The sequence below is a fragment of the Sorangium sp. So ce145 genome (assembly GCF_051525985.1).
Taxonomy (GTDB): domain Bacteria; phylum Myxococcota_A; class Polyangia; order Polyangiales; family Polyangiaceae; genus Sorangium; species Sorangium cellulosum_B.
The window spans coordinates 7507239-7533763 of record NZ_CP150315.1 but is presented as its reverse complement, the minus strand read 5'-3'; the positions used below and the strand labels follow the sequence as shown (position 1 = coordinate 7533763).

At 71.6% G+C, this 26525-nt stretch carries 18 protein-coding genes; 10 read left to right on the top strand and 8 right to left on the bottom strand.

The annotated features are described in order from the left end of the window. Nucleotides 1-31: 31 nt before the first annotated feature. Together WMF34_RS27655 and WMF34_RS27650 are read left to right on the top strand one after the other, a co-directional pair. Nucleotides 32-1258, top strand: coding sequence for a sigma-54-dependent Fis family transcriptional regulator (locus WMF34_RS27655; RefSeq protein WP_437989655.1), 1227 nt, complete (start codon nucleotides 32-34; stop codon nucleotides 1256-1258). A gap of 156 nt (nucleotides 1259-1414) precedes the next feature. After that, nucleotides 1415-2194, top strand: coding sequence for a hypothetical protein (locus WMF34_RS27650; protein WP_012237985.1), 780 nt, complete (start codon nucleotides 1415-1417; stop codon nucleotides 2192-2194). 165 nt (nucleotides 2195-2359) lie between these two features. Here the strand turns inward: WMF34_RS27650 and WMF34_RS27645 are convergent, their stop codons facing one another. Beyond that, nucleotides 2360-4270, bottom strand: a complete 1911-nt coding sequence (locus WMF34_RS27645) for a DUF4215 domain-containing protein (RefSeq protein ID WP_437989654.1) — start codon at nucleotides 4268-4270, stop codon at nucleotides 2360-2362. A 268-nt stretch (nucleotides 4271-4538) separates the two neighbouring features. On the opposite strand from WMF34_RS27645, the gene WMF34_RS27640 reads away from it, so the two are divergent. Together WMF34_RS27640 and WMF34_RS27635 are read left to right on the top strand one after the other, a co-directional pair. Beyond that, entirely contained in the window at nucleotides 4539-5291 is a 753-nt protein-coding gene (locus WMF34_RS27640; protein ID WP_012237983.1) for a TVP38/TMEM64 family protein, read from the top strand. A 631-nt stretch (nucleotides 5292-5922) separates the two neighbouring features. After that, a complete protein-coding gene (locus WMF34_RS27635) occupies nucleotides 5923-7665 on the top strand; it encodes a glycoside hydrolase family 5 protein (RefSeq protein WP_012237982.1) in 1743 nt (580 codons plus the stop codon). A gap of 217 nt (nucleotides 7666-7882) precedes the next feature. Here WMF34_RS27635 and WMF34_RS27630 read toward each other — a convergent pair whose 3' ends face one another. Beyond that, a complete protein-coding gene (locus WMF34_RS27630) occupies nucleotides 7883-9328 on the bottom strand; it encodes a right-handed parallel beta-helix repeat-containing protein (protein WP_437989653.1) in 1446 nt (481 codons plus the stop codon). Between the two features lie 488 nt (nucleotides 9329-9816). On the opposite strand from WMF34_RS27630, the gene WMF34_RS27625 reads away from it, so the two are divergent. Then, entirely contained in the window at nucleotides 9817-10824 is a 1008-nt protein-coding gene (locus WMF34_RS27625) for a hypothetical protein (protein ID WP_044965910.1), read from the top strand. 62 nt (nucleotides 10825-10886) lie between these two features. Here WMF34_RS27625 and WMF34_RS27620 read toward each other — a convergent pair whose 3' ends face one another. The 5 genes from WMF34_RS27620 to WMF34_RS27600 form a co-directional block, all read right to left on the bottom strand. After that, a complete protein-coding gene (locus tag WMF34_RS27620) occupies nucleotides 10887-11261 on the bottom strand; it encodes a DUF4406 domain-containing protein (protein WP_437989652.1) in 375 nt (124 codons plus the stop codon). 9 nt (nucleotides 11262-11270) lie between these two features. Continuing rightward, nucleotides 11271-12305 (bottom strand): aspartate-semialdehyde dehydrogenase, encoded by a 1035-nt coding sequence (locus WMF34_RS27615; protein ID WP_437989651.1) that lies wholly within the window; start codon nucleotides 12303-12305, stop codon nucleotides 11271-11273. Between the two features lie 175 nt (nucleotides 12306-12480). Continuing rightward, the gene (gene glgC / locus WMF34_RS27610; RefSeq protein ID WP_012237977.1) at nucleotides 12481-13743 is read right to left on the bottom strand and encodes a glucose-1-phosphate adenylyltransferase; all 1263 of its coding nucleotides are present in this window, start codon (nucleotides 13741-13743) and stop codon (nucleotides 12481-12483) included. 96 nt (nucleotides 13744-13839) lie between these two features. Then, nucleotides 13840-15504, bottom strand: coding sequence for a serine hydrolase domain-containing protein (locus WMF34_RS27605; RefSeq protein ID WP_437989650.1), 1665 nt, complete (start codon nucleotides 15502-15504; stop codon nucleotides 13840-13842). Between the two features lie 213 nt (nucleotides 15505-15717). Then, on the bottom strand, nucleotides 15718-16545 hold the full coding sequence (locus tag WMF34_RS27600) for a TIGR02452 family protein (RefSeq protein WP_044965908.1): 828 nt from the start codon (nucleotides 16543-16545) through the stop codon (nucleotides 15718-15720). Nucleotides 16546-17095: 550 nt separating this feature from the next. Between WMF34_RS27600 and WMF34_RS27595 the strand changes: the two genes are divergently transcribed. The 3 genes from WMF34_RS27595 to yddG all read left to right on the top strand — a co-directional run bounded on the left by WMF34_RS27595 (nucleotide 17096) and on the right by yddG (nucleotide 19986). After that, complete coding sequence (locus WMF34_RS27595; protein ID WP_437989649.1) at nucleotides 17096-17923, top strand: matrixin family metalloprotease; 828 nt, start codon at nucleotides 17096-17098, stop codon at nucleotides 17921-17923. Nucleotides 17924-18055: 132 nt separating this feature from the next. Beyond that, nucleotides 18056-18847, top strand: coding sequence for a helix-turn-helix domain-containing protein (locus tag WMF34_RS27590; RefSeq protein WP_437989648.1), 792 nt, complete (start codon nucleotides 18056-18058; stop codon nucleotides 18845-18847). Between the two features lie 143 nt (nucleotides 18848-18990). Further along, nucleotides 18991-19986: an aromatic amino acid exporter YddG gene (yddG, locus tag WMF34_RS27585; protein WP_157906942.1), complete on the top strand. Its 996-nt coding sequence runs from the start codon at nucleotides 18991-18993 to the stop codon at nucleotides 19984-19986. 43 nt (nucleotides 19987-20029) lie between these two features. Here the strand turns inward: yddG and WMF34_RS27580 are convergent, their stop codons facing one another. After that, a complete protein-coding gene (locus WMF34_RS27580; RefSeq protein WP_012237971.1) occupies nucleotides 20030-21436 on the bottom strand; it encodes a serine/threonine protein kinase in 1407 nt (468 codons plus the stop codon). A gap of 187 nt (nucleotides 21437-21623) precedes the next feature. On the opposite strand from WMF34_RS27580, the gene WMF34_RS27575 reads away from it, so the two are divergent. Both WMF34_RS27575 and WMF34_RS27570 read left to right on the top strand, forming a co-directional pair. After that, nucleotides 21624-22508, top strand: coding sequence for a hypothetical protein (locus tag WMF34_RS27575; RefSeq protein ID WP_437989647.1), 885 nt, complete (start codon nucleotides 21624-21626; stop codon nucleotides 22506-22508). A gap of 8 nt (nucleotides 22509-22516) precedes the next feature. After that, nucleotides 22517-26524, top strand: coding sequence for a serine/threonine-protein kinase (locus WMF34_RS27570; protein WP_437989646.1), 4008 nt, complete (start codon nucleotides 22517-22519; stop codon nucleotides 26522-26524). Nucleotide 26525 lies beyond the last annotated feature (1 nt).

Here is a 26525-nt window from a genome sequence, read left to right as displayed (position 1 = left end):
CGCAACCGCGCGCTCGAACGAGGGTGGGCTCATGGCAGCGTGGCTTGAATCAGCGCTCGAGGCGGGGCGCCTCTACCGCTCGATCGGCGCCCTGGAGGCGGAGAAGCTGCGCCCTCACGTGCACCGCGCCTGGGTGCGCTCTCACGGGGGAGGGGCCGATCCGCGCCGCCCCAAGGCCGAGTTCCTGAGCGAGCTCGACACCGAGCGCCTGCGCGAGCGGCACCAGGATCTCCTCCTCGCTTCCGAGCCCTACCTTCACGCGCTCAGCCTGGCCTCGGGCGACGAGCGTCATGCGGTCATGGTGGGGGACGCGCGGGCGATCCTCCTGGATGTCCGCGGTGACGAGCAGACGATTCACGGCCCCGAGCGGGTGCCCGGTCCGGGCGCGTTGCTCGAGGAGAGCGTCTGCGGCGCGAACGGCGTCGGTACGGCGCTCGCCGAAGATGGCTATACGGAGCTCGTGGGGCCGGAGCATTTCATTCAGGGATTCCACGCCTTCACATGCCATGGGCTCCCGCTCCGGGACGGCGATGGGGCGGCGATCGGCGTGCTCAGCCTCTCGGTCAGGAGACCCGAGATCGGCTTTCGTCTCCGCGAAATTCTGCTCTGCGCCGCGCGCGCCATCGAGATGGATCTCCTCGCCATGCGGCTCGAGCGGGACATGGATCGTCTGCTCACTGCGCGGGACGTGCCCATGGAGGACCTGCGGCGGTTGCTCCAGGACATCCTCCAGGCGCGGGCCGCCGCGCGGCTCAGGATCGATCTCGCCGCGGATCAGCTCGCCGGGAGCGTCCTCGCCCAGACGCGCGATCTGCTCCACCTCGCCGCCAGCGTGCTGCGCCGCTTCCAGCGCTCCGCCGCGCTGTGGCGGGCGCTCGCGCTGGGCGAGGCGGCGGCGCCGCGCCCGGTGGCGCTCGACGCGCTGATCCGGGATCTCGCGGAGCTGCTGGAGGTCGAGTCGGCTGTCTTCAACGTCACGACCAGCATCGAGGAGCTCGAGCCCGTGGTGGTCCAGGCGGACCACGACACCCTGGCGCGCGGGCTCTTTCGCGTGCTGGTGAGCGCCATCCGGACTGCGCGCCGCGGCGCCGTGCACCTCGCGCTCCGGGCGAGGCCGGCGGGCGGAGAGCTGTGCCTCACGCTCTCACCCGGCGCGGGGGTCGCCCCGCGCGCCCCGCGCTCCGTGCGGGTGCTGGTGCCGGCACACCCGGGAGCCCCGGAGCGCGCGGCGAGCGATCGCTCGGCGTGCATGGCCTGAGCCGGCGGGCCCGCGCGCGCCGCTTACCGCAGAAGCGAGCCATCACCATCGCCGATCGAACGGCGTCGTCCCGGCGTTCCGATCCTTGATCCGGGCGCCGCGAGCGTATCGGCGCGCGTTATACTCGCCCGTCTTTTTCCTTGGAGGAGGTCCAGCATGAGTCGATCATCGCTTGTCAACGTCGGGTTCGCGGCAATGTTCCTTGCGGCGGCGCCGCTGCTCCCGGCGTGCGCCGTCGGTCCGGACGGCACGGAAGAAGCGGAGTCCACCGGCCGCGCGAGCATCGCCCTGGTGGCGCAGACCAACGGGCACGTGTACCGGCTGAGCAACGCGCTCTTCAGGATCGAGGGGCCGATCGTCACGTACCTCGGCACCTCGGATGATCCGGGCGAGACGGTGCTCAGCGCGGCATTGCCCACCGGCAATTACTCGAGCACCCTGGAGCAGGGCTGGGTCTTGCAGCGCGATGACGGGGGCACGTTTGTGCCCGTGCAGGCGACGCTGCTCTCCCCTCCCACCGTCTCATTCACGATTCACGATGGGGCCGTCACGCCGCTGGTCTATCAATTCCAGACGGACGGCACGATCATCACCATCGGGGATGGGCAGCTGGACATTTCCATCGAGGTGACCGAGGTCGGCGGTGGCGGCGCGTGCACGCCGTTCGGCGCCGGCTGTGGCGGCGGCGAGTGGTGTGTCCCAGGAACGCTGGTGGGCGGGGTTCCGGCCTGCCTCCCGGGAGGCACCATCCCCGTAGGAGGCACCTGTGGAGGCGTCGAGGGGTGTGTGTCCAACTCCGCGTGCGGCGATCTGACCGGGGAGGGCGTCACCTTCACCTGCATCGAGCTCTGCCCGGGGAGCAGCTTCGGCGCGCCGTGTGCCAGCGGCGGGAGCTGCGTCGACATCGGCGACCCGGAGTTCGGGGTCTGCTTCTGAGCGGGCCCCTCTCCGCATAGGCGTCAACCAAGCTTCGCGCCGCGTTCTCCTACATCCGAACGTTTACGTTTACGTTTACGTGGTCGTTCACGGCCGACCGTTGACGACCACGTCCACGTTCACGTCCACGTTGGGGACCGATGGGGGGTGGAGCGGGGCGGGTTATCAGCGCGGAATGAGGTTGCGGCAGCCGCTGCCGCAGGCGTCCCCGTCGCGGTTGTTGCCGTCGTCGCACTCCTCCACGGCCTGGACGACGCCATCACCGCAGTACTCGCCGAGCTTGCAGTCCTGCGCGCACTCGCCGTAGCCGCCGTCGTTCACGCCGTCGTCGCACTCCTCGCCCAGGCTGACGACGCTGTCGCCGCAGATGGGCTTGCACTCGCTGCGCGCCGTCGCGAAGCCCTGCAGCGTGAGCTTGAACGTCGACGCCGCGGTCTGGCGCTCGGCGTGGAACACCGCGATCTGGTAGACGCCGCCGTCCGTCAGGCCGAGGTCGATGTTCCGCGGCGGGATGTTGTCGTTCTCCTCCGTGGCGTAGGTGACCCTGCCGCTCCCGTTGGCGCCGATGACGAGGCGCCCGTTGACGGCGCTGTGGATGCCGCCGACGTCGACCGCGAGGCGATCGTTGATGAACACCCACACGTCGTCGTCGCCGGTGAAGTCGAGCTCGTACTGCTCGCCCGCGTTGTACTGGAACCAGTAGCGGATCTCGCTCGTGAAATGGAAGTTGTGCTTCGGGCTGCCCTGCTCCTTCAGCCAGTCGCCGCCGCCGTAGCTCGGGAAGATGTCGGCCGCGACGCGCTCGGCCGCCGGGGTGAACGGATCGTCGTCGACCGGGAAGAACAGCGGGTTCCCGTCATAGGTCTCCTCGATGTACCGCGCCCAGTAGACCCCGCCGCGCACCTCGCAGCTGTGGAACGCCTCGCTGTGGATGTCGCCGCACTGCGGGGTGGCCTGGGCCGACGAGGTGCACTCCTCGCCGTCCACCTCGTTGCCCACGTTGCCGCAATAGTGCTCGCTCTCCTGGGACAGCAGGGTCCACTGCTGGCCGTCCTCGCCCCAGCGGTTCACGAAGCGGCCGTCGCCGGTGTCCCAGAGCGTGAGGGTGGTGACCGTGGTGCTGTTGGTGTTGGGCACGTCGTGGTACCACTGGGCGAAGCTGTCCGCGCTCGTCACCAGGCTGTTGGCGGCGGCCATGTACGTCGGCTTCTTCTGGGCGTCGAGCCGGGGCCCGACCATGTTGAAGATCGGCCTGCTGTTGGCAGGACCCTTCGGCTCGAAGTCGGGGTGGGCCGCCTTGAAGTCGCGGAAGATGACAGGCACGGACATCGATCCCGAGGGCTGGGGAACGGCGCAGGTGTAGCCCGGCTCCTCCGTGCACGTCGCGGAGCACCCGTCGCCGTCGATGTTGTTGCCGTCGTCGCACTCCTCGCCCAGCACGAGGCCATCGCCGCAGGTGGACGCGCAGGAGCCCGCGGAGCAATCGGGCTCGGCCTGGCAGCTCGAGGAGCAGCCGTCGAAGGGCATCGTGTTGCCGTCTTCGCAGCTCTCCGCGCCCTCTTGCGTCTTGTCGCCGCAGGTCGTCGGCGTGCACGCGCTCGGGCTGCCGCTGCACTTGGAGCCGACCTCCACCTTGCAGGTCGGCGAGCAGCCGTCGCCCGCCTCGGTGTTGCCGTCGTCGCAGAGCTCCGGGAACACCACGGCGCCATCACCGCAGCGGGCGATGCGCGTGCAACCGACCCCGGGCAGCGGGCACGACCAGCCGAGCTCGACCGAGCGGCAATCCGCCGCACAGCCGTCATCCCCCACGACGTTTCCGTCGTCGCACGCCTCGTCGTTGGTCAGGCTCCCGTCGCCGCAACGGAACGCGCTGTCGCCGTCGCCGATGTCCGATCCGCTCCCCGTGGTGTCGCCGTCGCCGAGATCGCCGCCGGTCGTCGTGGTGGGATTGTCCCCGCCGCCACCGGGGCCACCGCCTCCGGGAGGGCGGTCGGCGCTCGCAGAGCAGCTCGCCACCAGGGCGGCGCAGCTCGTGATGAATAGGGTTGAACCAAGCCACGAAGATCGAGGACGCATGACCTGCTCCTTCCGGTTGCCCGGGACCTCTCGGGATGCGTGAATTGGCGACAGTCTCCCACGCGGGTGCCCTGAATTCGAGCCCTTCCTGCGCGCGCCGCGGTCTCCAGGGCTGTTGAATAAGGCGACTCCCCCTGTGCGTGGACAAATCCTGAACCAGCGTCTCTTTCGCACGAGGGCGGACCGCGTGAGGGACGTATACTCGCGCGCCTGGCGGCTCGCTCCTCCTCGCAGGGCGGCCGGCCCGTCACCGGACCTGGAGCGCTGCATGTCGCGATCGTCTGACTCGACCCGTCCTCCGGGGGGCGCACGCCTCCCCGGCGCGACCGCGCGCTCCCGGCGCTCCTGGCCCGGGTGGGCCGGCTTCTCCGGCCTGCTCCTCCTGGTCATCCTCGTGCCGTTCTTCCTCTTCGCCGACAGCCTCGAGGCCGCGGCGCGGAGGCTGGTCGCGGCGCCGCCTTCGCCCGTGGCGACGGCGCTCGTCCTCGGCGGGTTGCTCGCCGGCGATATCGTCCTGCCGGTGCCATCGAGCCTGGTGAGCACGGCGGCGGGCGGGCTTCTCGGCTTCTGGCGCGGGACGGCGGTCTCCTGGGCGGGCATGATGGTGGGCTCGGGGCTGGGTTATCTCGTCGGCGCGCGCGCGGGCGCGCCGGCCTTGCAGCGGATGGTGGGCGAGGCGGAGCTCGCGCGCCTGACGCGGGCCGCCGAGCGGCACGGCCGCTGGTTCCTGCTCCTCTTCCGCGGCGTGCCCGTGCTCGCGGAGGCGTCTCTCGTCTTCGCGGGCGCGGGCCGCATGCCCTGGCGCGCGTTCGCCACGGTGACCGCCCTGGCCAACCTGGGCATCTCGGCGACCTATGCCGCGGTGGGCGCCTCGGCCGCGCGGCTCACGTCCTCCCTGCTGCTGCTCGCCGGGATGGTGCTCCTGCCGGGGCTCGCGATGCTCCTCGTGCGCCTGCCGGAGCGCTGGCGGAGACCGCGAGGGGAGGGCGAGGGCCGCGGAATCGGAAGAGGAGGGGAGTAGCGTTACCCGCTCAGCCGCCGGCACACCCGCCGCCGTCAGCATCGATGAAGGCCGGAGCAGCGCGTCGACGCGTCGACGCGTCGCGTGCCCCTGTGACAGGCATCGTGGCGAGTCGCGGTCTTTCAGCGTGCCTTTCCATTGACGAGCTCTACCGATGTCCTCTTCCGTCGAGTTTGACGCTGTGCGCAGGATGGATGACGCTGTGCACCTATCGAATGACGCTACGCGCCCTCCGGGAGCGCAGGGCGCCCGGGTGGTTCGGCAATTGATGTGCAATTCGAAAGTCAAGCGCCTCGTGGCGGTCGCCCCCTCGTGCAGCGCTCCTGCAGGATCCCGTTGGAGGAGAGCGCCTCCTGCGATCCACCGTCGTGGGAAAAACACCGCCCTATCGATAACCGGTCCGGGCGTCGGGGGGTGCGTCTCGTCTTGACCCTCTGTTTGGTGGCGGGTAACATGCGAGCCCGGTTGGCAACCCGTCGGTGTTGCTTGATTGCGAATTCTGCGCAGGGTCGACTGTAGAGCGCGACCAACCGTTGATCTGGCTGAGATTGTCTTACGGACGAGCCTTGGGGGTTGTCGCTCGAAGCAGTGCGCCGTGTTCTGAATTTGTGCTTAACGAAAGAACGAACCTATGAGAATCCGAAGAAGCCATATCTTCTTGTGTTCCTTCGCCGCCCTTGCTCTGATGGGCATCGCCTGCGGTGGTGATGGATCGACCGCGACCGGGGGTGGGCCGACGGGCTCCGGCGGCGCGGGCAGCGGCAACGGCAGCGGCGCGGGCAGCTCGGTGGGCAACGGCAGCGGCGCGGGCAGCTCGGTGGGCAACGGCAGCGGCGCGGGCAGCTCGGTGGGCAACGGCAGCGGCGCGGGCAGCTCGACGAGCAGCGGCGAGACCAGCGGCGCGGGCGCTGGGATCCCGAGCGGCAGCGGCAGCGGCAACCCGGATCTGAAGCCCACGCCGGACACCGACGGCTCCCCCACCGGGAGATTCCGCGTCAACCTCGACAACGGCCGCCTGACGCAGGACGGCAAGGAGATCCAGGTTCGCGGCGGCAACTGGTTCGGGCTCGAGGGACAGGACGATCTCGAGCGCCCCGGCGCCATGGAGCTCTTCATCGGGTCGATGTGGTGGGCGGAGAACAGCGCCCCGCGCACGATCGCGGACACGATGAAGGAGCTCACCAGCTCCAACCTCAAGTTCAACACGATCCGGCTCCCCATCGCGCCGCAGACCCTGGTCGCCAACCACCCGGACGGCAACTACAGCACCACCTCGCCCCGGATCAAGAACAACGACCCGGACGTCTACCCGTACGCCAACGCGTATGAGGCGCTCGAGGACTTCCTCAAGCAGGCCAGCGCGAACAATCTGAACGTCATCATCGGCATCCACTCCTGCTCGAACCACCTCGGGTGGCGCGCGGGCAGGCTCGACGACAACAAGCCCTACGTGGACAGCGATCGCGAGAACTACGATTACAAGGCGGACGACTACACCTGCCTTACGGGCGAGGACGCCTACAACTACGACAAGTGGCTCGCGGACATCCGTACGATCGCGCAGCTGCCCAAGAAGCTCAACATCAAGAACATCATCGGCATCGATTGCTTCAACGAGCCGTGGAAGTACAGCTGGCCCGAGTGGGCGGACATGGCCAAGGCCTGCTACGACGTCATCGCCGAAGAGAACGACGACATGATCGCGGTGGTCCAGGGCGTGTCCGGCAGCCACCAGCCCGCGGGCGCCAGCGGCCTGACGCTCGAGCCGGAGCCCCACGGTGATGAGAACCTCAACCCGAACTGGGGTGAGAACTTCTACGGACAGACGGCCTACCCGATCCAGATCCCCCGGAATCGGCTCTGCTTCTCGCCCCACACCTACGGGCCTGCCGTGTTCGTTCAGAAGCAGCACGTCGATCAGTCGAAGCCCGAGTGCGTCGGGCTCGAGGACGAGGCGGCCGCCAAGGCCGGGTGCGGGCTGATCGTGGAGCGGAGCAACGCAGCGGCCGTCGCGAAGCTGGAAGCGGGGTGGGACGAGCACTTCGGGTTCCTGCACGACCAGAAGTTCTGCGTGATCACCGGCGAGTTCGGTGGCGTGAAGGACTGGCCGAAGAACGAGATGGATCCGCCGCTCGCCCAGCTGTGGGCGCACCTGCCTGCCGGCAAGCGCTACGACTGGGAGTGGCAGAACATCTACACCGACTACCTGATCAAGAAGAAGATGACGGACTTCACGTACTGGTCCATCAACCCCGAGTCGGGTGATACGGGTGGTCTCTACAACCACAAGTACACCGATGCGGACAAGTCGGGCTGGGGCACCTGGACGGGGCTGGACACCGAGAAGGTCGAGATGCTGGCCCGCCTCAAGTAGGCCGAGCAACGGATGAAGCAGACCGCCCGCGGGCCTGGACCTGCGGGCGGTTCTCTTTTGTGACCCCAGCCCACCTCAGCACCATGCCGAGCAGAGCGGCGGTCACCCGCACAGGAGACGGGCCCAGATCGGCGTTTTCGGCGCGGAAGCGCACGGAAGGGCGCTGAGCACCGAAAACGTCGAGATGGGCCCGTATCCGCAGCGGGTGACCGCCGCTCTAATCGCAGCTGTTGTCGCGGGCGTTCACCAGCGTGAGGTTGCGGAAAGTGCTGTTCTCGGCGCAGGGGTTCTCGTTGACGGCCGTGTCCGTGATCGTGAGGTTCTGGATCGTGATGTCCGAGGAGTTCGCGAACTCGGTGCGTGCGGCCAGGCGGATGTCGCCGCCGCCGTCGACGGTCCCGGATTCGGCGGCGATGTTCACGTTGTGGCAGTTCTCGAGCAGGATCGCGTTGTTGCCGGTGTCGGCGAGATCGATCCGGTCGATCGTGACGCCCCCGCTCTCGGACACGCAGAAGATCCCGCGCCCGCCGCCGCGGGCGATGACCTGGCCGACGTGGATGTTGGTGGGGTAGCCGCTGCCGATGCGCCCCGCGCGGTTGGCGAGCCGGAACGCCGCGTAGCCGGTGCCCGCGCCCGCGTTCACGGCGTCGACCTTCCCGACCTCGGCGTTGGTCGTGTCGTTCAGGAGGAGGCCGCATTCTCCGGTGTCGCGCGCGATGACGGTGCCGATGCGGATGTCGTCGACGCCGTAGGTCTCGACGCCGTGAGAGCTGGTCCCCTCGGCGTAGACATGGTCGATCTCGATGTTCTTCACCTTGTTGGCGCGGTCCGAGCGCCCATGGTTGTCGATGCGGACGCCGAGCCCGCTCGAGACGCGCAGCTCGACATGGCCGAGGCGCAGGTTCTCGACGTCGCGGAAGAACATGGCGTAGAGCGGGGTGCCGCTGATCGTGACGTTCGGGATCTCGATGTCGGTCCGGCCGCGCGCGTAGATGGGCGCGTTGTCGCCGGAGCCGCTGCCGGTGACCTCGATCGTGCCGCAGACGTTGAGCACGGTGTAGCTGGGCACGTTCAGCCTCGAGCTCGCGGCCACGGTCCCGGAGCCCTGGACCAGGACGCTCTGCTTGCTGGTGCGGCCGGAGCTCAAGCTGTCGAGCGCCGCCTGCATCGCGGCCCGCATGTCGCCGCCGCTGTAGACGTTGCGAGCGCCGTTCTTCGCGGTCCAGTCGGATCCGGACCGGGTCACCACGGCGTTGTAGCCGCTCGTGTCTCCGTCGCACGGATACGCGGCGTCACCACCGCCGCTGCCGCCCGTTCCGGCCCCTCCGGCGCCGCTGCCGCCCGTTCCGGCCCCTCCGGCGCCGCTGCCGCCCGTGCCGGTCGCGCTGGAGCCCGCGCCTCCGGCGCCGTTCCCGCCGGTGCTCGCCGCGCCGGAGTCCGCGCCGCTGCCGCCGGTGCTGCTCGTGGCGGCGGAGCCTCCCGAGCCCGCCGCGCCGGCGCCCGACGTCCCGCCGCTCGCGACGCCGCTGCCCGCGCCAGAGCCACCGCTTTCGGGCGAGCCCCCCGTCGCCGAGCTGCCGCTTTCGGGCGAGCCCCCCGTCGCCGAGCCGCCGCCGCTGCCCTCCGGGTCGCTGCCGGCGTCGGAGCCGCAGGCCGCTGCCATGAGCAATCCGATGAGGCTTGCGGGTATCGCTGAGATGGTGCGCAATCGAGTCTTCATTCCAAGCTCCGAACGGTGAAAGAGACCTGGCGTCCCCTGGTCCGCGCTCGCGCTCGGGGCCCGGCGCCCGGACCCCCGAGGGGCAGCGTCGAGCGTCGACAGGACTGCCGTCGCCAGGAGGGTGTCGACGTGGGGGCAATACCAATCACCGCTCTCGGCCGGCGACGCGTTGTTCGCGTGCGAGCGCACGATTGCAGCGCTGCGCGTCGCCGGTTCGATGCTCGAGGCTTCCCCAGCTGCCCGCATCGATGGCGCCCGAAGCAGCCGGCGAGCCTGATGGCTCGCACGGCAGCGCGCTCGCCGATCGGCGGCAGCGGCGCGCTGCCGTGTTCCGCGGCGCTCCCGGCTTGGATACGCTACTTCACGAGCTCCCCCGTCTCGTGTGTGCATCCGGGGCCGAGCGCGCTGCTGTTCGAAGCCCTGCACCCGCCATGTACCGTACCGCCGCTCCCCTGCCTCCCGAGCCGCCCCGCGAGTGGCAGCTCATCGTCGAGGCCTTCCTGTACGAGCACCTCTCCGTGCCCGAGGCATGGCTCGCGCGCGCCGGGGGCACCGTCGCGCTGCTCGTCGGCGCGCGGATGCTCGCGCCCGAGCACCACGGGGAGAACCGCGCCTGGCTGTTCGGCGATCTGCGGCGGATGGAGGGCCAGCGGCCGCCGCTCCTCGCCCCCGCCTCGTTCGGGCTGGAGCGCGTGTGTGCGCCGGGCGAGGCGGAGGCCCTCCCGCGGCACGTCGCCGTGTGCCCCTGGCCCGACGCGGCGGGGATGACGCTGGCGGGCATCGCGCGCCACCTTCCGGGCTCGCGCTTCGAGATCGGCGCGGCGGCGGAGGTCGCGGCGCAGCTCGCGCGCGTGCGGCTCGCCGTGCCGCACGCGCGCTTCACGTACGCGCGCGTCATCGTCTTCGAGAGCGGCGAGGTGCGGGTCGCGCCGCCCCTGCCCGAGACGGAGCGCTCGGCCGCGCTGAGCCATACGGGGTTCGAGTACCTCGATGATCTGGGGATCAGGGGCTCCCAGCCCCACGATCCCCGCGAGGTGGAGCCAGGCTTCGGCGTCGCGTCGGCGCTCTTCGAGCTCGTCGCGGGCTTCGGCGAGGCGGGCGGCGTGGCGAAGCGCCAGTTCCTCCACGCCGCGGTCACGGCGCAGCCCGCGCACCCGCTGCCGTCGGACTTCGGCGTGCGCAGCCGCGAGGTCGACGCCCTCGTCGCGCGGGGCACGTCGGGCGACGCGTCGCTCCCCGAGCTGGCGCAGGCGCTCGCGGCGCTCAGCCAGGCGCTCGACGGCGCAGCCGCGCTCGGGCGCGCCGTGCGCGCGAGCGTCGCCGCGGCCGCGCCCTCGCCGCCCCACGGGCAGACGTGGAATGGAAAGCGTATTTACATGCTCTTCCCCGACGTGCAGGCGCTCCCTGTCGGCGCTGGCTGGCCGGGGTCCGAGCCCTGAAGAGACCGCGCCGCCGCGGCGCCTCGTGCGCCTCCCACGTGTCTCTCGTGTGGCACCCGCGGCTAGGCGCAGCCCGGCACCTCGTCGAAGCTGAAGAAGACCTGCTTGCCCATGGAGCGGGACAGCTCGACCATCTCGTCGGCGCCCTTCGAGGGGCCGCCGATCCGCAGGCAAGCGTCGCAGCGCGCGACGAGCCGGCGGGCGACGGGATGGAAGATCTCATTGAAGATCTCGTCGCCGAGCTGCCGCGACCCGGCGTGCTCGATGAGCGGCAGCGCGAACCATTCGCCGAGGACGGGGAGGTGGCCCGCCCGGAAGAGGCGCACGGCCATGTCGTTCATCGCGCGAACGTTGGCCGCGATCAGAGCCGGATCATCGCCCGTGCCCGAGCGATACGGCCCGGCGACGAGGATCATGAGGGGCTGGGTGGGTTGCATCGCTGGCCGTCAGGGGGCCTGCAGGTCCCGATCGGCGCTCGGGAACCAGCGCGTCGCGGCGCGGACCGCGTTGGTGGCCGCGCCGAGCCGAAGGTTGTCCCCGACCACGGTCAGGCACACGCTCTTCCGGTCGCGGTCCCGGTGATCGGGGCGGATCCGCCCGACCAGCGCGAGGTCTCGGTCCTGCACGCAGTGGAGCGCGCTCAGGCCCTCGCCGGCGGCGCCGGGCAGGTGCTTCACGAAGGGCGACTTCGCCGGATCTCCCAGGATGCCCGCGACCCGCTCGAGATCCACCGGGCGATCGAACGTGATCCACGCGTTCTCGTAGTGGCCGACCGCGACGCCGACCCGGCAGCACTGCGCGGAGACGCCGAGCTCCGGCATGCTCAGGATCTTGCGGCTCTCGAAGATGAGCTTCCGCTCTTCCGAGGAGAAGCCGCTCTCGTCGGTGCCGCCGTTGTGCGGGACGGTGTTGCCGGCGTAGCCCGACGGCTTGAACGGCAGGCCCAGGCGATCGAGGGCCTGGAAGCCGTCGCGCGCGTCCGCGAGGAACGAGTCCAGGGCGGCGATGCCGGCGCCGCTGACCGCCTGGTACGTGCTCACCGTGACCGCGCTCAGCCCGAACTCCCGGCGCAGCGGCGAGAGCGCGAGCATCAGCGGGATGGTCGTGCAGTTCGGGTTGGCCACGAGCCGGACCGAGTCGTCGACGATGCTCGAGTTCACCCCGGCGACGACGAGCGGCACCTTCGGGTCGGCGCGGTACGTGTTGCTCTTGTCGATCACGCGGTACCCGAGCTCCACGAGCCGCGGGACGTACCGCTTGCTGTGATCGTCATCCAGGGCCACGAACGCGAGGTCTCCGCGGGGGGCGTCCTGCGCCTCGAGGCGCGACGCGCCGAGCACCTCGTACGACTTGCCGTCGAGGGTGAGCTCCTGGTCCCGGCTCGCGAACAGGGCGAGCGTCGCGCCGGGCCAGGCCCGCGCGATGAGGGTGATGGTTTCGCGGCCGACAAGGCCCGTGGCGCCGAGGATGCAGATTCGCATAAGTGCGCTCTTTACCAGACCGGGGCCCAGCCGACGAGGGGCGAGTGGCCGGGCGCCGCGGCGGCGTTCGGCCTGCCTACCCGGCCTGCCTTGCCTATGCCTACCCGCGCGAGCGCGCCTCTTCCGCCCGCGCGCCCAGCCGCCGCCCCCTCGGCGGCCGGGGCGCGGCCCGCGCTCAGATGACCGTGCCCGGCGGGACGACGGCGTTCTTCGGGACGACCACGATGCCTTCCCGGGCCGCGTAGTACGGGGCGTCGGTGTCCGGCCGGTCGGGGATGTTGCGGATCACCACCCCGTCGCCGATGCGCGCGTTCTTGTCGATGATCGCGCCGTCGATGGTGCACCCCCGGCCGATGCCGATGGGCGGCAGACCCCGCGTGCTCTCGGGGCCGTGGGCCTGGAACAGCGACTCGTAGTCCGCGCCCATCATGACCGTGTTCGACATGGAGACGTGGGGCCCGATGGAGGAGAGCTGCCCGACGACCGACCGGGAGATCTTCGACTCGATGATCCGGCTCCCCTCGGCGAGGAGCACCTGGTCGAGGACCGAGCCGGCGGTGACGTGGGCCGGGGGGAAGAACTGCGGGCGCGTGTAGATCGGCCGCTGCGGGTCGTAGAACGAGAACGGAGGATCGGAGTCCGTGAGCGCGAGGCTGGCCTCGTAGTAGCTGCGGATCGTGCCGATGTCCTCCCAGTACCCGTCGAACGTGTAGGTCATCATCCGATGCGTGTCGAGCGCCCGGGGGAGGATGTGGCTGCCGAAGTCGGAGGCGTTGTCGTGCTCGAGCATCTCGTAGAGCGCCTTGGCGCTGAAGATGTAGACGCCCATCGAGGCGAGCCACGGGTTCGCCGGATCGGGCAGCTTCCGCACGTTGTCGAGCAGCTTCATGTCCTTCGGCTTCTCGACGAACTTGACCACACGCCCGGCGTCGTCGGTGTCCACGATGCCGAGGCGCGACACCTCGGCCGTCGGGACGGGGCGGACGGCGAGCGTGACGTCGGCCCGGGTCTCGCGGTGGTGCTCGAGGAAGGGCTCGTAGTCCATGCGGTAGAGGTGATCGCCCGAGAGGATCATGACGTCCCGCGGGTTCGGCGATTTCACCTCGACGAGCTGCTTGCGGACGGCGTCGGCGGTGCCCTGGTACCAGTCGCTGTGGGTCGGCGTCTGCTCGGCCGCGAGGATCTGCACCGCGCCGGCGGAGAAGACGTCGAATCGGTACGTCTGCGTGATGTGGTTGTGGAGCGAGACCGAGTTGAACTGCGTGAGGATGTGGATGCGGTTGAACCCCGAGTTGAGGCAGTTGCTGATCGGGATGTCGACCAGCCGGTACTTGCCGCCGGTCGGGACCGCTGGCTTCGAGCGCAGCTTGGTGAGCGGGTAGAGGCGGCTTCCTACGCCTCCGCCGAGGATCAAAACCACCACGTCGTTGTGCTTCAAGCGGGTCTCCGCGAGGTGAGGGGGACGGTTCGACGCCCGGGACGATGGGCGCGGTTACACTAGCAGGAGTGGCGAACCCACCGGGCTACAGATCGCTCAGCGGCAGCGGGCTGGGCGGTCGCTCGGGCCGGGGGCTTGCCGGGCGATAGCCCCCGTCTGCTCCTCCACGCTGAGCGACGTGATCCGCGCGTCCGGCGAGGTGTCCACGCGCACGGCCAGCGAGAGCGCGCCGCGCTCGCAGCGCAGGCCGAAGCGCGCCGCCGTGGCGCTCTCCACCACGGCGGAGCCGTCGAGCGCGCACGCCCCCACCCGCGCGCCGGCGTCGCGCAGCGCCTCCCGCAGCGAGGCGAGGTGAGCCTCCGGGAACCAGCCGGGCCTGAGCCTGCGATCGAGCGCCCCCGTGCGCGCGCGGCCGATGACCGAGGCGACGGCCTGGGCGGCGCGGCGCACGGGCGGGGAGGGAGGGACGACGCGCGCCTCCATGGCGCCGGTCGCCGCGAGCTGGCCGAGCACGTCCGCGTTGAGCGACTCGAGATCGGCGCCGGCGACGTTGGCGAGCGCGACGACGCCGACGCCCCGCTGCGGGAGGAGCGTCACCGACGCGGAGAATCCGTCGATCAGGCCATTGTGGAAGACCACGTGGCCGAGGTCGCAGTCCTCGCGCACGTGCCAGCCGAGCCCGGGGCCGTCGTCGCCGCCGGCGGCCGGGAACGCCGAGCCGTTGCGCGCCATCAGGTGCGACTCGCGCACCGTGCTCCGCCGCAGGGCCCCTGCCTCGGGCGCGTCGCGCGCGGGCCAGGCGGCGAGCTCGAACCCGACGAAGCGACCCATGTCGGCGAGGCTCGCGTAGAGCCCCGCGGTCGCCTCGGAGGCCCCGAGCCGCCAGGGCTGGATGGGCGCCACGGCGCCGTCGTCGTCGACGCCGCGCGCGTGGGGCGACGCGAGCGCGCCGGGCGGCACCTGCGACGGGTCCCAGGCGGCGTCGCGCATGCCGAGCGGCCCGAGCACCGCGTCGCTCATGTAGCGCCGGTACGGCACGCCGGCGGCGCGCGCGACGACCAGCCCGAGGAGCGAGTAGCCGAGGTTCGAGTAGGAGGTCGCGGTGCCCGGCGCGCTCTCGAGCCCGAAGCCGTCGAGCGTGGCCAGGATCTCCCGCTCGGTGACGTCGCGCGACGTCGACGCCGGGGGGAACACGCCGAGCCGCGGCAGGCCGGAGCTGTGCGTGAGCAGGTCGCGGACCGTGATCTGCCGCGCGTCGCGCGTCGGGTAGACGACGCCGGAGAGCGCCGGCAGGTAGCGCGCCGCCGGCGCGTCGATCGACAGCCGCCCTTCGTCGCGGAGCCGCAGTATCGCCGCCGCGGTCAGCGGCTTGGTGACGGAGCCGATGCGGAAGCGCGTGTGCTCGTCGACCGCCCCGCCCGCCGCGGCGTCCCGCACGCCGAGCACCGCCTGGATCGCGAGCTCCTCGTCGATGACGACGCCCAGCGCGAGCGCCGGCAAGCGCTCCCTCTCCGCGGCGCGCCGCGCGAGCGCCTGCACGTCGGCCGCCGCCGCGCGGAGCTTCCGCCCGCGCTCCGGATCGGGGAAGCGCGGCGTCGGCGCGGGCTCGCTGGCGAAGCGCTGGTCGAGCGGCGCCGCGGCCCCCCGCGCGACGGCCCGCGGCGCGGGCGCGGTCGACGCGCACCCGCAGAGGAGCAGGGGTGACGCGGAGAAGACGGCCGCGGCGAGGAGCGCGGCGAGCCTGTCGTCGATCGTCCTCAAGTCGGAGCCATGACTCTCGCTCTTCGATCGCGACCCGACAATCCGAAACGGACCCGGCGGAAGGGGTCAGTCCTCGATTTTGGCGGTGGAGGTAGGCGGGGAGCGCGACGTCGCGCGAGGTATGCGCAGCTCTGGGGTGGGGATCCCACGGTGTGAGCCGCGCGGGGCCGTGGCGGCGCGCGCGGGATCGGAGGCGCCGGCGGCAGTTCGCGCTTACGCCTGCGCGAACCGCTCCTGGAAGGCCCGGTAGTTCGGCCGATCGGCGCCCCGGTCGTACACCGCGAACACCACGCGCGAGAACGCGCCGCGGAAGCGCGGGCGCTCGAGGCACCGGGCGAAGACGTCGGCGACCTCGCGCGGATCGTTGCGGAAGACGCCGCACCCCCACGCCCCGAGGACCAGGCACCGGTGCCCGTGCGCGCCCGCCGCGGCGAGCACCATGTCCGCGCGGCGCTCCAGGGCGGCCCGGATTTCCTGGTCCGTGGCGTCGTCGCGCTGGAACGCCTCGCCGGCGTTCGGCGCCGGCGCCGTGAGGATCGACAGCGCGAACGGCCGGTCGAGGAGGGCGTGCTGCTCGTCGCGGAAGAACGGCACGTCCGGCGAGTAGATGATGTGGTCGGTATAGAGAAAGCTCCCGCAGGCCCGGTTCTGGTCGTAATACTCGCGCTGCTCGACAAGGGACGCGTACAGCGCCGAGCACCTGGCGAGGTCCTCCTCCTGGGCCTTGGCCCCGCGCAGGAACCCGCCCCCGGGGTTCTTGGCGGAGGCGAAGTTGAGGGCCATGACGCGGGCCTCGCCCTCCTGCTCGATGAGCCGCCGCCCCGCCGCCCCCGTGGTCTCGCCGGTGACCTCGATCGCCGTCGGGCGATCGAGGCGCTCCTTCGGCTCCCAGGCGTCGAGTGATCCGGGCCGGTAAAGCACGGTCCCCTTCACCGCGGCGAGGACGCGGTCGCGGATGCGAACGGTCGCGCCCGAGGGCGCGATGTACTCGCCGCGACTCGCGATCTGCACGGTCTCTGCGGCGATGCTGGTCAGCTTCATGCGCCCAAGGATTGGCGAGCCGCGGCCGCTCGTCCAGCGAAACGCGCGGCGCGGGCGCGGCGGGGCGCGCAGCCCCCTCTGCCGGAGGCGCAGGCGGGCCGGCGATTTCCTCCAGTCGGCGCTTGCCCGCGCTCCCCGCCCTGCGCCGCGTCGGGGCCGCACGGAGACGCGCCGGCGGCCGCCCCCGTCGGCGCGCGCGCCCCGCGGGGGTCGCCACCGCGCGCGGGCGCGCCGCCTTGTCCCTCTCCCCGGCACGCTTCGATCTCGATACGCAAGTCCTTGCACAGGTGCGCAAACGCCCGCTCCACACGTGTGGACTCCATCGCTCCGCGCTTGACCTCTGCACCGCAAAGTCAAGCCATCGCGCGTGCGGCACGTCGCTTGCCAATATCGGACAACGAAACCGGACGCCATCCGCGTCAGTACCAGCAGTCGAGTCGGCCCGACCCGCCGTGGGGGTCCCGTGGCGCCGTCCGGCGGAGCTCACTGCGGCGCTGCGCGCCCTCGCCTGACCCGAGAGGGAAAGGCATGAACGAGAGGTTCTTGTATGATGAGTCACCTGTCTACGAAGTCTCTTGGTCTCCTCGTCCTGTCGCTCGCGTCGGTCGGGTGCGCCGCCGGCGCGCCTGGGGGAGAGGAGATCTCCGAGCAGGTCGGCGATACGGAGGTGAGCTTCGACGAGTTCGAGGCTCGCACCTATCGTGAGCCGGAGAGCGGCATCTACATCGTCGATGGCGACATTCCCGTCGAGGGCCTCGACGGGCTCGAGCGGTTCTATGAGCGCCACGTCCAGCGCGGAGCGCTCATCGTCGCTCAGAGCCGTGGGAGGGACGTGCGGTGGAGCGACAGGGAGAAGCGGAACCTCAGCTACTGCGTGAGCGAGGCGTTCGGTGACGACCATGGCGCGGTGGTCTCCGCGATGGAGAGCGCCGCCGCGGCGTGGGAGGAGGTGGCGGGCGTCCGCTTCGTTCACCGCGCGGACCAGGACGACGCGTGCGATGCGCGCAACAACAGGGTCGTCTTCGACGTGCGCCCGGTCGAGGGGCAGCCGTACTACGCGCGCGCGTTCTTCCCCGACAGCGCGCGCCGCGCGCGCAATCTCCTCATCGACTCGACCGCCCTCGGCCCGCTGGATCTCTGGACGCTCACGGGCGTCCTGCGGCACGAGCTCGGTCACGCGCTCGGGTTCCGGCACGAGCACACGCGGCCCGAGGCGGGCGCCTGCTTCGAGGACGCCGGCTGGCGCGCCCTGACGCCGTACGACGCGGGCTCGGTGATGCACTATCCGTGGTGCAACGGCACGAACTGGGGCGACCTCGATCTGACGGAGCGCGACGCGCGCGGCGCCGCGGCCCTGTACGGCCCGCCCTGCCGGTGAGCTCCGCCCCGCGGCGCGCGCTGCGTCCCGCGCGCGCTGCGTCCGGCGCGCCGCGCCGGCGGGAGCGCTGGCGAGGTAGGGAGCCCGAGGGCCCATGGCGCGCGCGCGCCGCGCGTGAGATCATGGCGCGCCATGGATGAGGTCGAGATTGGCGTCCGGCGATACTCGGCCGAGGTGGTCGCGCACCGCCACGCGCACCACCAGCTGGTCTTGCCTCTGGAAGGCGCGATAGCGCTCTCGATGGACGGTCGAGAGCTCATGGCATCCGGGCTCTCGGGTGCTCTCGTCCCGTGCGACACCCGCCACGCTTTCGCGGCGCCGGACCGGAATCGCTTCCTCGTCATCGATGTGCCGCCCGCCTCCGCGGAAGCGCTCGGCGCCACGCCGTGGTTCGAGAGGATCGCCGGCGGGTCGATCGCCCTCGACGCCGCTGCTGCGCACCTGGTCCGGACCGCGGCGGACGAGCTCGACCGGGGCGGCTCGGTCGCGCTGCGCCGGCGGTGGGCGGGGCTGCTCGTGCTCACGCTGGCCGAGCGCGGGGCGCGCGGCGCGCTCGGCCCGATGCGCGCCCCGGAGAAGCTGCGCCGCGCGCTGCGCTTCCTCGAGGACCACGCGCACGAGCCGCTCACCGTCGCGGATGTGGCTGCGCGGGCGGAGCTGAGCCCGGGGCACCTCCACCATCTGTTCCGCACGGTCCTCGGGACGACGGTGCAGGAGCGCATCGCGGATCTGCGCCTCGCGCGCGCGACCGACCTCCTGTCCCGCACCGAGCTCGGGATCGCGGAGATCGCGATCCGCTGCGGCTACGCCGACCAGAGCTGCCTGACCCGCAGCCTGCGGCGCCGCCGCGGCGTGACCCCGGCGGCCCTGCGTCGCGCGGTCCGGGCCGAGCGTCGGGGCGAGCCGCGGCGCGGGCGAGCGTAGTCGCGCTGCAGGCGCGCAGCCCAGGCACGGCGAGCCAGCCGGCGCGCGGGTGAATGCCGCTGGGGCGCGAGCCCGTAGTCCCGGCACACGACGCCGGAGCCTGAGCCAAGACGGCGGCCGGCCGGCGCGCCATGCTCGGCGCCATGTCGGACACGACGCACGGCGCCGCCCTACCGGACGCGGCGATGGCAGCGACGCCAGCGGCGCGCCCCTCGCGGCGAGCCGCCACCCTGGCGGGCGTCGCGGCGATCGGGCTCTGGGGCAGCCTCGCCCTGCTCTCGACCTCGGTGCGCCGGTTGCCGCCGCTCCAGGTGCTCTCGTCGACCTTCGCGGTCGCGGCGCTCCTCGGCGCGGCGCGGCTCGCCCGGCGCGGCGGGGGCGGCCTCGGCGCGCTGCGCCAGCCGCTCGGCAGCTGGATCCTCGGCGTGGGCGGCCTGTTCGGTTATCACGCCCTCTATTTCTATGCGCTCTCCGCCGCGCCGCCCGTGCAGGTCAGCGTCATCTCGTACCTGTGGCCGCTGCTCATCGTCCTGCTCTCGGCGGCGCTCCCCGGCGGGCGCCTGCGCGGCAGGCACGTGGTCGGGGCGCTGCTCGGGCTCGCGGGCGTCTGGACGCTCGTCGCCGGCGGGGGCGCCGTCGGCCTGAGCGCCACACACACGCCCGGTTACCTGGCCGCGCTCGGCTGCGCGCTCCTCTGGTCGACCTACTCGGTGCTCCAGCGCCGCTTCGCCGAGGTCCCTGCCGACGCCATCGCAGGCTCCTGCGCCGTGACGGCCGCCCTGGGCCTGGCCGGGCACCTCGCGTTCGAGCGCGCGGTCGTGCCCACGGCCGGAGAGGCGCTCGGCCTGCTCGCGCTCGGGCTCGGCCCCGTGGGGGTCGCGTTCGTCGCGTGGGATCACGCGACGAAGCACGGCGACGTGCCGCAGCTCGGGGTGCTGTCCTACGGCGCGCCGATCCTCTCGACGCTGCTGCTCTGCGTCGCCGGCCACGCCGAGGCGAGCGCCCAGCTGCTCGCCGCCTGCGCGCTCGTGGCTCTCGGCGGCCTCGTGTCGACCGCGCCCGCGGCGAACGTCCGCACCGGCACCCGCGGGCTGTCGACGTTCGCACGCCGGATCACCCGCCCTCGATCGCGGCGCTGACGCGCCCGCGATCGAGGGCGCTCTCTTTCGTTGCGGCTCGTGGCTACGTGCGGCGCGTGGGGGTCGGCTCGTCGTCCAGCAGGCCCGCGTTCGCGCTCGGCGTCGCGAACACCCCCTGCACGTCGTCGGCCGGAGCCCAGTGCCCCGCGCACATGAGCGCGCCCCCGGTGATCTCGGGCTGCGGCGAGAGGCGGGCGTGCACGTCGTCCGCGTGCACGCACACGTTGACGTGCACGCGCGGGTCCGCTTCCGGTCGCTGGGTCAGCGCCCGGTGCACGGCGGTCGCGAGCTCGATCGCCGCGCGCCGCTCCCGCAGCGCCTCGGCTGCGTTTGCCGGGAGGAGGCGAACGCCGAGCACCTCGTTGCCGGTGATCGACGCGAGGATGAAGCCTGCGCGCGAGAGCTGCGACTCGGCGATGTCGAGCACCCGACCGATGTCGAAGCTCAGCGCGTCGTCCAGCTCGCCGGCGTCGCCGCGGATCCGGACCTCCAGGTAGACCGCCACCGCGGGGTGCGCCGGGTCGGGCCCGCTCGGCATGCCCGACGCGGGCCCGCCGATGGCGTCCCTGAGCGCGCACATCAGCTCCTCGACCGATGCAAAGCGCCGCTCCCGCCGCTTCTCCATGCACCGCAGCACCACCGCGTCGAGCTCGATGGGCAGCGGGACCCGCAGGCTCGGGGGCAGCGGCTGCTCCTCCAGGTGCTTCCGCACCATCTCGTCCATGTCGTGTGTGTGGAACGGTAACCGGCCCACCAGCATACGATGAAGGAGGACGCCAAGCGCATAGACGTCCACCCGCGCATCGATAGGACCGCCGAGGATCTGCTCTGGAGCCATGATGGATGGCGTCCCGGGCATACGTCCGGCGGTGGTGAGCCATGTCGACCCCTCCTCGGGCGCCATCATCTTTGCGATACCGAAATCGAGCAGCTTCACGGTACGTGGCGGGCTCGAGCAGATGAAGATGTTGCTCGCTTTCACATCCCTGTGAACGATGCCCGCTGTGTGCGCGGCTGCTAGTGCAGCGCACACAGGCTCCATCATCTCCAGGGTCTCGCGCGGCGTGAGCCGCGTCTGGGACCGGATCAGCGCGTCGAGCGTCTGGCCATCGAGGCGCTCCATGACATAGAATGGCTGATAGTTGTTCAGCTCACCTACTCCGTAGATTTCCACAATGTTCGGGTGGGATATCGACCGCAGCACCTCGATCTCGCGTGCGAACCGATCGACCACGCGGCGAGAGTGGGCCACCGCCTCGCTCAGCACCTTGACCGCGGCGGGCCTGCCCGATTGGACGTGCCTCGCCCCGTAGACCACACCGCAGCCGCCACGCGCGATGAAGCCTTCGAGGATGTACTCGCCCGCCAGGGTGCCCGGCGGGAACTCGCCGCGCGCGGCCGACCTCTCGAAATCCGAAAACGGCCTGGTCTCGTCTTCTTCGTCGCTCATCTGCTGCTCCTCCGCGCCGTGCGTCGCGATGCGTCGCGGTGCGTTACAGCCCTGCTGCCAGCGAGCGCTCTGGATCGAACGCATCCTTTACTAAAGCGCTATGCAGAAGCATTTCGAAATGGTAACTTAAACTTTGCGGCTACTCGACCTTAAACGCCAAAACGCGGCGATGAAAAGGGGGACCGTCATGGTTCTTTGCTGTTCACGAAGTGTCGCGGTCTTCGCATTACCTCTGCTTACTGCTGCCTGCATCGGCGCCGAGATCGACGAGCAGGCGGAGGAGCTCGTCGGGGAAGCCGAGAGCGAGCTCATTGCTCACAACGGCTACCTCTGGAACGGGTTGACCCCAAACGGGCTGACCCCGAACGGGCTGACCCCGAACGGGCTGACCCCGAACGCGCTGAGCCCGACCGCGCTGAACTCGACCGCGCTGGCGGCCATCAAGAACCCGGGAACGAGCGGCGCCCTGGCGCGGGAGCTCATGCGCTATATCGTGAGCTGTTCTCTGCGCCCCGACCAGACGTTCGCGTTCTCATGGACCGACAGCAGCGGGGTCGCCCACCCGGAGGTGTACCACGGCGATCTCGGCTACGCGCACTGGTGGGCGAACCATGGCATCGGTAACGATACCTATGTCCAGCATCAGATCTCGGCCTGCATCGCCGCGCGGGTAAACTGGTACGGTGTTTCGGTGAACATCTCCCTTCGAAACAACGAGCTGGCGTCGACTTCGGCGGAACGCGCGGCCTATCCGGTGAGAGAGGGCGCGTTCTGGGGCAACCTGTTCGCCGCGACGCCCTACCTGGGAGCCTGCTACGATTCGGTGGGCTACGTTCGTGCGCGCCAGGTGCAACGCGACTGCGCGGCCGGCCACGTCGAGACCGACCCTACCACCGGGGAGGTCACCTGGCAGCAGTGCGGCTCCATGGTGATCTGGGGCCCGTGCAATCAGATGTGCAACGGGGTAGACTCCACGGCCGGCTACTTCAGGGGGTGTGTCACGAACCATTCCGTCAGCCCTTACGTGCGCACGGACCAGGTGGTTACCACGTTCTTGACGGCCGGCCCCTAGGAGCGTGAATGCGCTCGGAAGCCCTGCGAGACGAGGAGCCGGAACGCGCGACCCAGGGAGCGGGGCGCTGTCCGGCCTGCGGGCGGCGGAATCAGGGCGCGTGCCCCGAGTGCGCGCAGTCCGCTCGGCCGCCGTCCGGCCAGTCGTCGGTTCCTCCGGAGATCACGGAGGTCGTCCCCGTCGCTTTGCCTCGTTTCCCCGGCTACTGGACCCGCAGGACGCTGGGGCAGGGCGGCTTCGGCCTCGTCTTCGAGGCCGAGCCGGAGGGCGGTGGCGCGCGCGTGGCCATCAAGCTCGCGCGCGCCGATCGCCGCGGCACAGGCCAGCGCCTCCGGGATGAGGTCGAGGCGCTCTCGGCCATCGGCGCCCCCCACGTGCCGGGCGTGCACGCATGCGGGGCGCTGGACGACGGCTCGCCCTACGCGGTGATCGAGCACATCGCCGCGCCCACGCTCGCCTCCCGCCTCGCGGCGCGCCCAGCGCCGCAGCTCGAGGAGGCCGCCCGGCTCGGGCTCGCGACGCTCGCGACCCTCGAGGCTGTGCACGCGCGCGGCTACGTGCACTGCGACCTCAAGCCCGAGAACATCCTCGTCGATGAGGCGAGGGCGACCCTGATCGACCTCGGCATCGCCCGCGTCGTGGGGTGGCGTTACGACGGGCAGGACGAGGACCTCGCCGTAGGGACGGCCGAGTACATGGCGCCGGAGCAGTCGGCCGGGTGGCCCGATCTCGACGCGCGCGCCGACATCTACGCGATGGGCGTCATCCTGTACGAGCTCTTCGCGGGCCGGCCGCCGTTCTGGGGGCCGCGCGCGGCGGTGCTGGAGGACCACCGGAGCCGCAGACCGCCGCGCCTTTCGGCCAGCGCGGCCGTGCCGCGGGCGGTCGAGGAGGTGGTGCACCGCTGCCTGGCCAAGGAACGGAGCGAGCGGTTCGCGAGCGCGAGCGAGCTCCGCGTGGCGCTGGAGCGCGCGCTCCGGGACGAGGTCGCGGCGAGCGCGCGGGAGGGGTCGCGCTCCGTGGCCGGCATCGAGCGCCGCGTGATGGGGCTCCTGTTCTTCGAGAGCGCGGCCGATCGCATCGCGGTGCAGCGCAGGCTCCTGGCGCTCGGCGGCGAGCTCGCGCACGCCTCCGGCGCTCGTTACGTGGGCATCTTCGGCCAGGAGGGGACGGCGAGCCCCGCGCGCCGCGCGCAGCGGGCGGCCGACGAGCTCCTGCGACGCGGGCTGTGCACGCGGGTCCTCATCGATCTCGCGTCTGTCTCGATCCAGGTGCGCCCGGACGGGACGCGGCGGTTCCTGAGCCCGCTCTTCTCGCGCGCCGAGCGGTGGCCGTCCGCCTCCGGGCCGCTGGGGCCTTTCCTCACGCCCGAGGCGTCGGCCGCGCTCCCCGAGCGGTCGCACGCCGCGGCGGGCGACGAGCTCCCGCCGGGCATCGAGGACCAGTCGCGGGACGCGACGCGCCCCGGCGGGTTCGTCGGCCGTCGCGACATCCTCGAGCAGCTCCTGCAGAGCGCCGAGGAGGCGCTCGGCACGAAGAAGCCCACGGTCGTCTCGGTGACGGGCGGGCCTGGCCACGGGAAGAGCCGCCTCTTCGTCGAGCTCGGCAAGCAGCTCCGCGAGCGCCTGCCGCACGCCCGGATCATCGAGCTGCGCGGGCAGGAACCCACGAGTGGCGTGTCGGACGCGACGCTCCACGAGCTCGTGCGCAAGGCGCTCTGCGTGCCGGATCAGCCGCCGGAGAGCGGCGTCCGCGGGGCGCTCCCGGAGTCTCTCGGCGCCGTGCTCGGCGAGGAGCTCCGCTTGGGGCTGGCGATGGCGCTCGGATGGGTGGACGAGCAGACGGGCGTCGACATCTTCCCAGAGCTCGAGGCGCTCCGGGCCGCGCCTGGCGCGCTTCGCTCGGCGCGCGTGCGGGCGGCGGGCGAGTGCCTGCGCCAGTGCGCGGCCGCGTCGCCCGTGATCCTCCTCCTCGACGACGCGCACTTCGCTCATGACGCGACGCTCGCCGCGCTCGAGTACGCGGCGCTCGCGGACGAGGCCACGTCGCTGTGGATCTGCGCAATGGGGCGCCCGGCGTTCGCCGAGGCGCACCCCTCCTGGGGCGAGCGCGCTGCACGATACGAGGCCCTGCGGCTCGAGCCGCTGGACGACGAGAGCGCGCGGGCGCTGTGCCGGCGGCTGCTCCTGCCCGCGCGGGACGTGCCGGAGCCGGCGATCGATCGCCTGCTCGAGCGCTCGCAGCGGGTGCCGCTCTTGCTCGTGGAGCTCGTGCACGGGCTCAAGCGCGAGGGGATCCTGCGCCGGCACCTGCGGGGTGACGCGTGGTACCTGGCGACCGACGAGCTCGAGCGCCTCCCTGTGCTGCCGTCGCTCGATCCGCTGGCGCACGCGGAGATCGCGGCGCTCGGGCCGGCGCTCGGGGCGCACGCGCGGCTCGTCTCGCTGCTTGGCGCAGAGGTGTCGATCGACGAGATCGCGGGTGTGCTGCGCCAGCTGGATCTCCGCGGCGACGGCGCGGCCTTCCCGCTCGACGCGCGCGTCGGGACCGAGCGGTTGCTGAAGGTGGGCGTGCTGGTCGGCGATCGGAAGGATCGGCTGCGCTTCCGGCACGCGCTGGTGCGGGAGGCGGTGGCGCAGGACGTCGCCGAGGCCGAGCGGCGGCGGATCCACCTGGCAGCGTACGAGCACCACCGCGAGGCGGCCCACGAGGGCCGGGAGCAGCGGCGGCTCAGGATCGCGCACCACGCGGCCGAGGCGGGGCTCGCGACGGTCGCGGAGGACGCCTACCTGGAGCTCGCCGAGCGGTCGCGCGCGCGGCACGCCTACGTGGAGGCGGAGCTCTACTACAGCCGGGCGCTCGCGCAGCCTGTCGAGGCGCCTGGGGTGCGGCGGAGGAAGGCGTACAGGGGCCGGGGGCTGATGCGCTACCGCCTGGGCCGCTACCACGACGCGCTCGGCGATCTCGATCGCGCGCGCACGATGGCGACCCTGGAGGGCGACGTGATCGAGCAGATCGAGATCCTGCTCGACGAGGCAACGGCGCTCGACTGGATGGACGACTACGGCCGATCGAAGCAGCGTGTGGAGGGGGCGGGGGCGCTCGCGCGCGGCGATCTGCCGCCCGCGCTGGCGGCGCGGCTCTCGATGGGGGTGGCGCGCTCGCTGCACCGTGAGAGCCGGGAGGAGGAGTCGGCGCAACAGTTCGAGCGCGCGGCGGCGCAGGCAGAAGGGCTAGGCGACGAGGGTTACGAGACGCTCGTGGTGTCGCTGCTCCTCCTGGGCGCCATCTACCCGGGGCTGGGAAAGCTGGACGAGGCAGGCGCCGCGCTGGATCGGGCGATCCACATGTGCGAGGAGCGCGGCGATCTCCTGCACCTCGGGCCGGCGTTCAACGGCCGGGCGCTGCTCAGAGCCTGCCAGGGGGACACCAATGGGATGATCGCGGATCTGTGCCGCCTGCTCACCATCTCGCGCCAGCTGGGCCTCGGGATGCTGGAGCTCGTGAGCGAGTTCAACCTGGGCGAGTATCTCTACCTGATGGGCGCCCTGGATGCGGCCACGCCCCACGTGGAGCGGACCGTGTCGCTGGAGCGTCAGCAGCGCGGGGAGGACGCGCGGCCGGTGGTGCGTCTCCTCCTGGCGAGGCTGCTCCTCTACCGCGGCGAGGAGAGCAGGGCGCGCGAGGTCATCGAGGCGATCCGGGCTCAGCAGGCGAAGGCCGCCGCGGCGGGGCGCGAGGACACGGTGATGGCCCCCGCGGAAGAGGTGCACTGGTCGATGATCGACCTGGCGACGCGGGAGGCGAGCGCCGAGGAGTGGGACGAGCTGGAGGCGCGGTCTGCCCGGTTCTCCGTGGGGCAGGAGCGGATCGAGGTCATCGAGGCGCGGGCGCGCGCGCTGTCTCGGCGAGGCCGTCACGCGGAGGCGAGCGCGGCGCTCGCGAGGGCGATCGAGGCCGCAGGGAGTATCCCCAACATGATGCGGGAGCGGCTCGAGCGGCAGCGAGGGAGCTAGC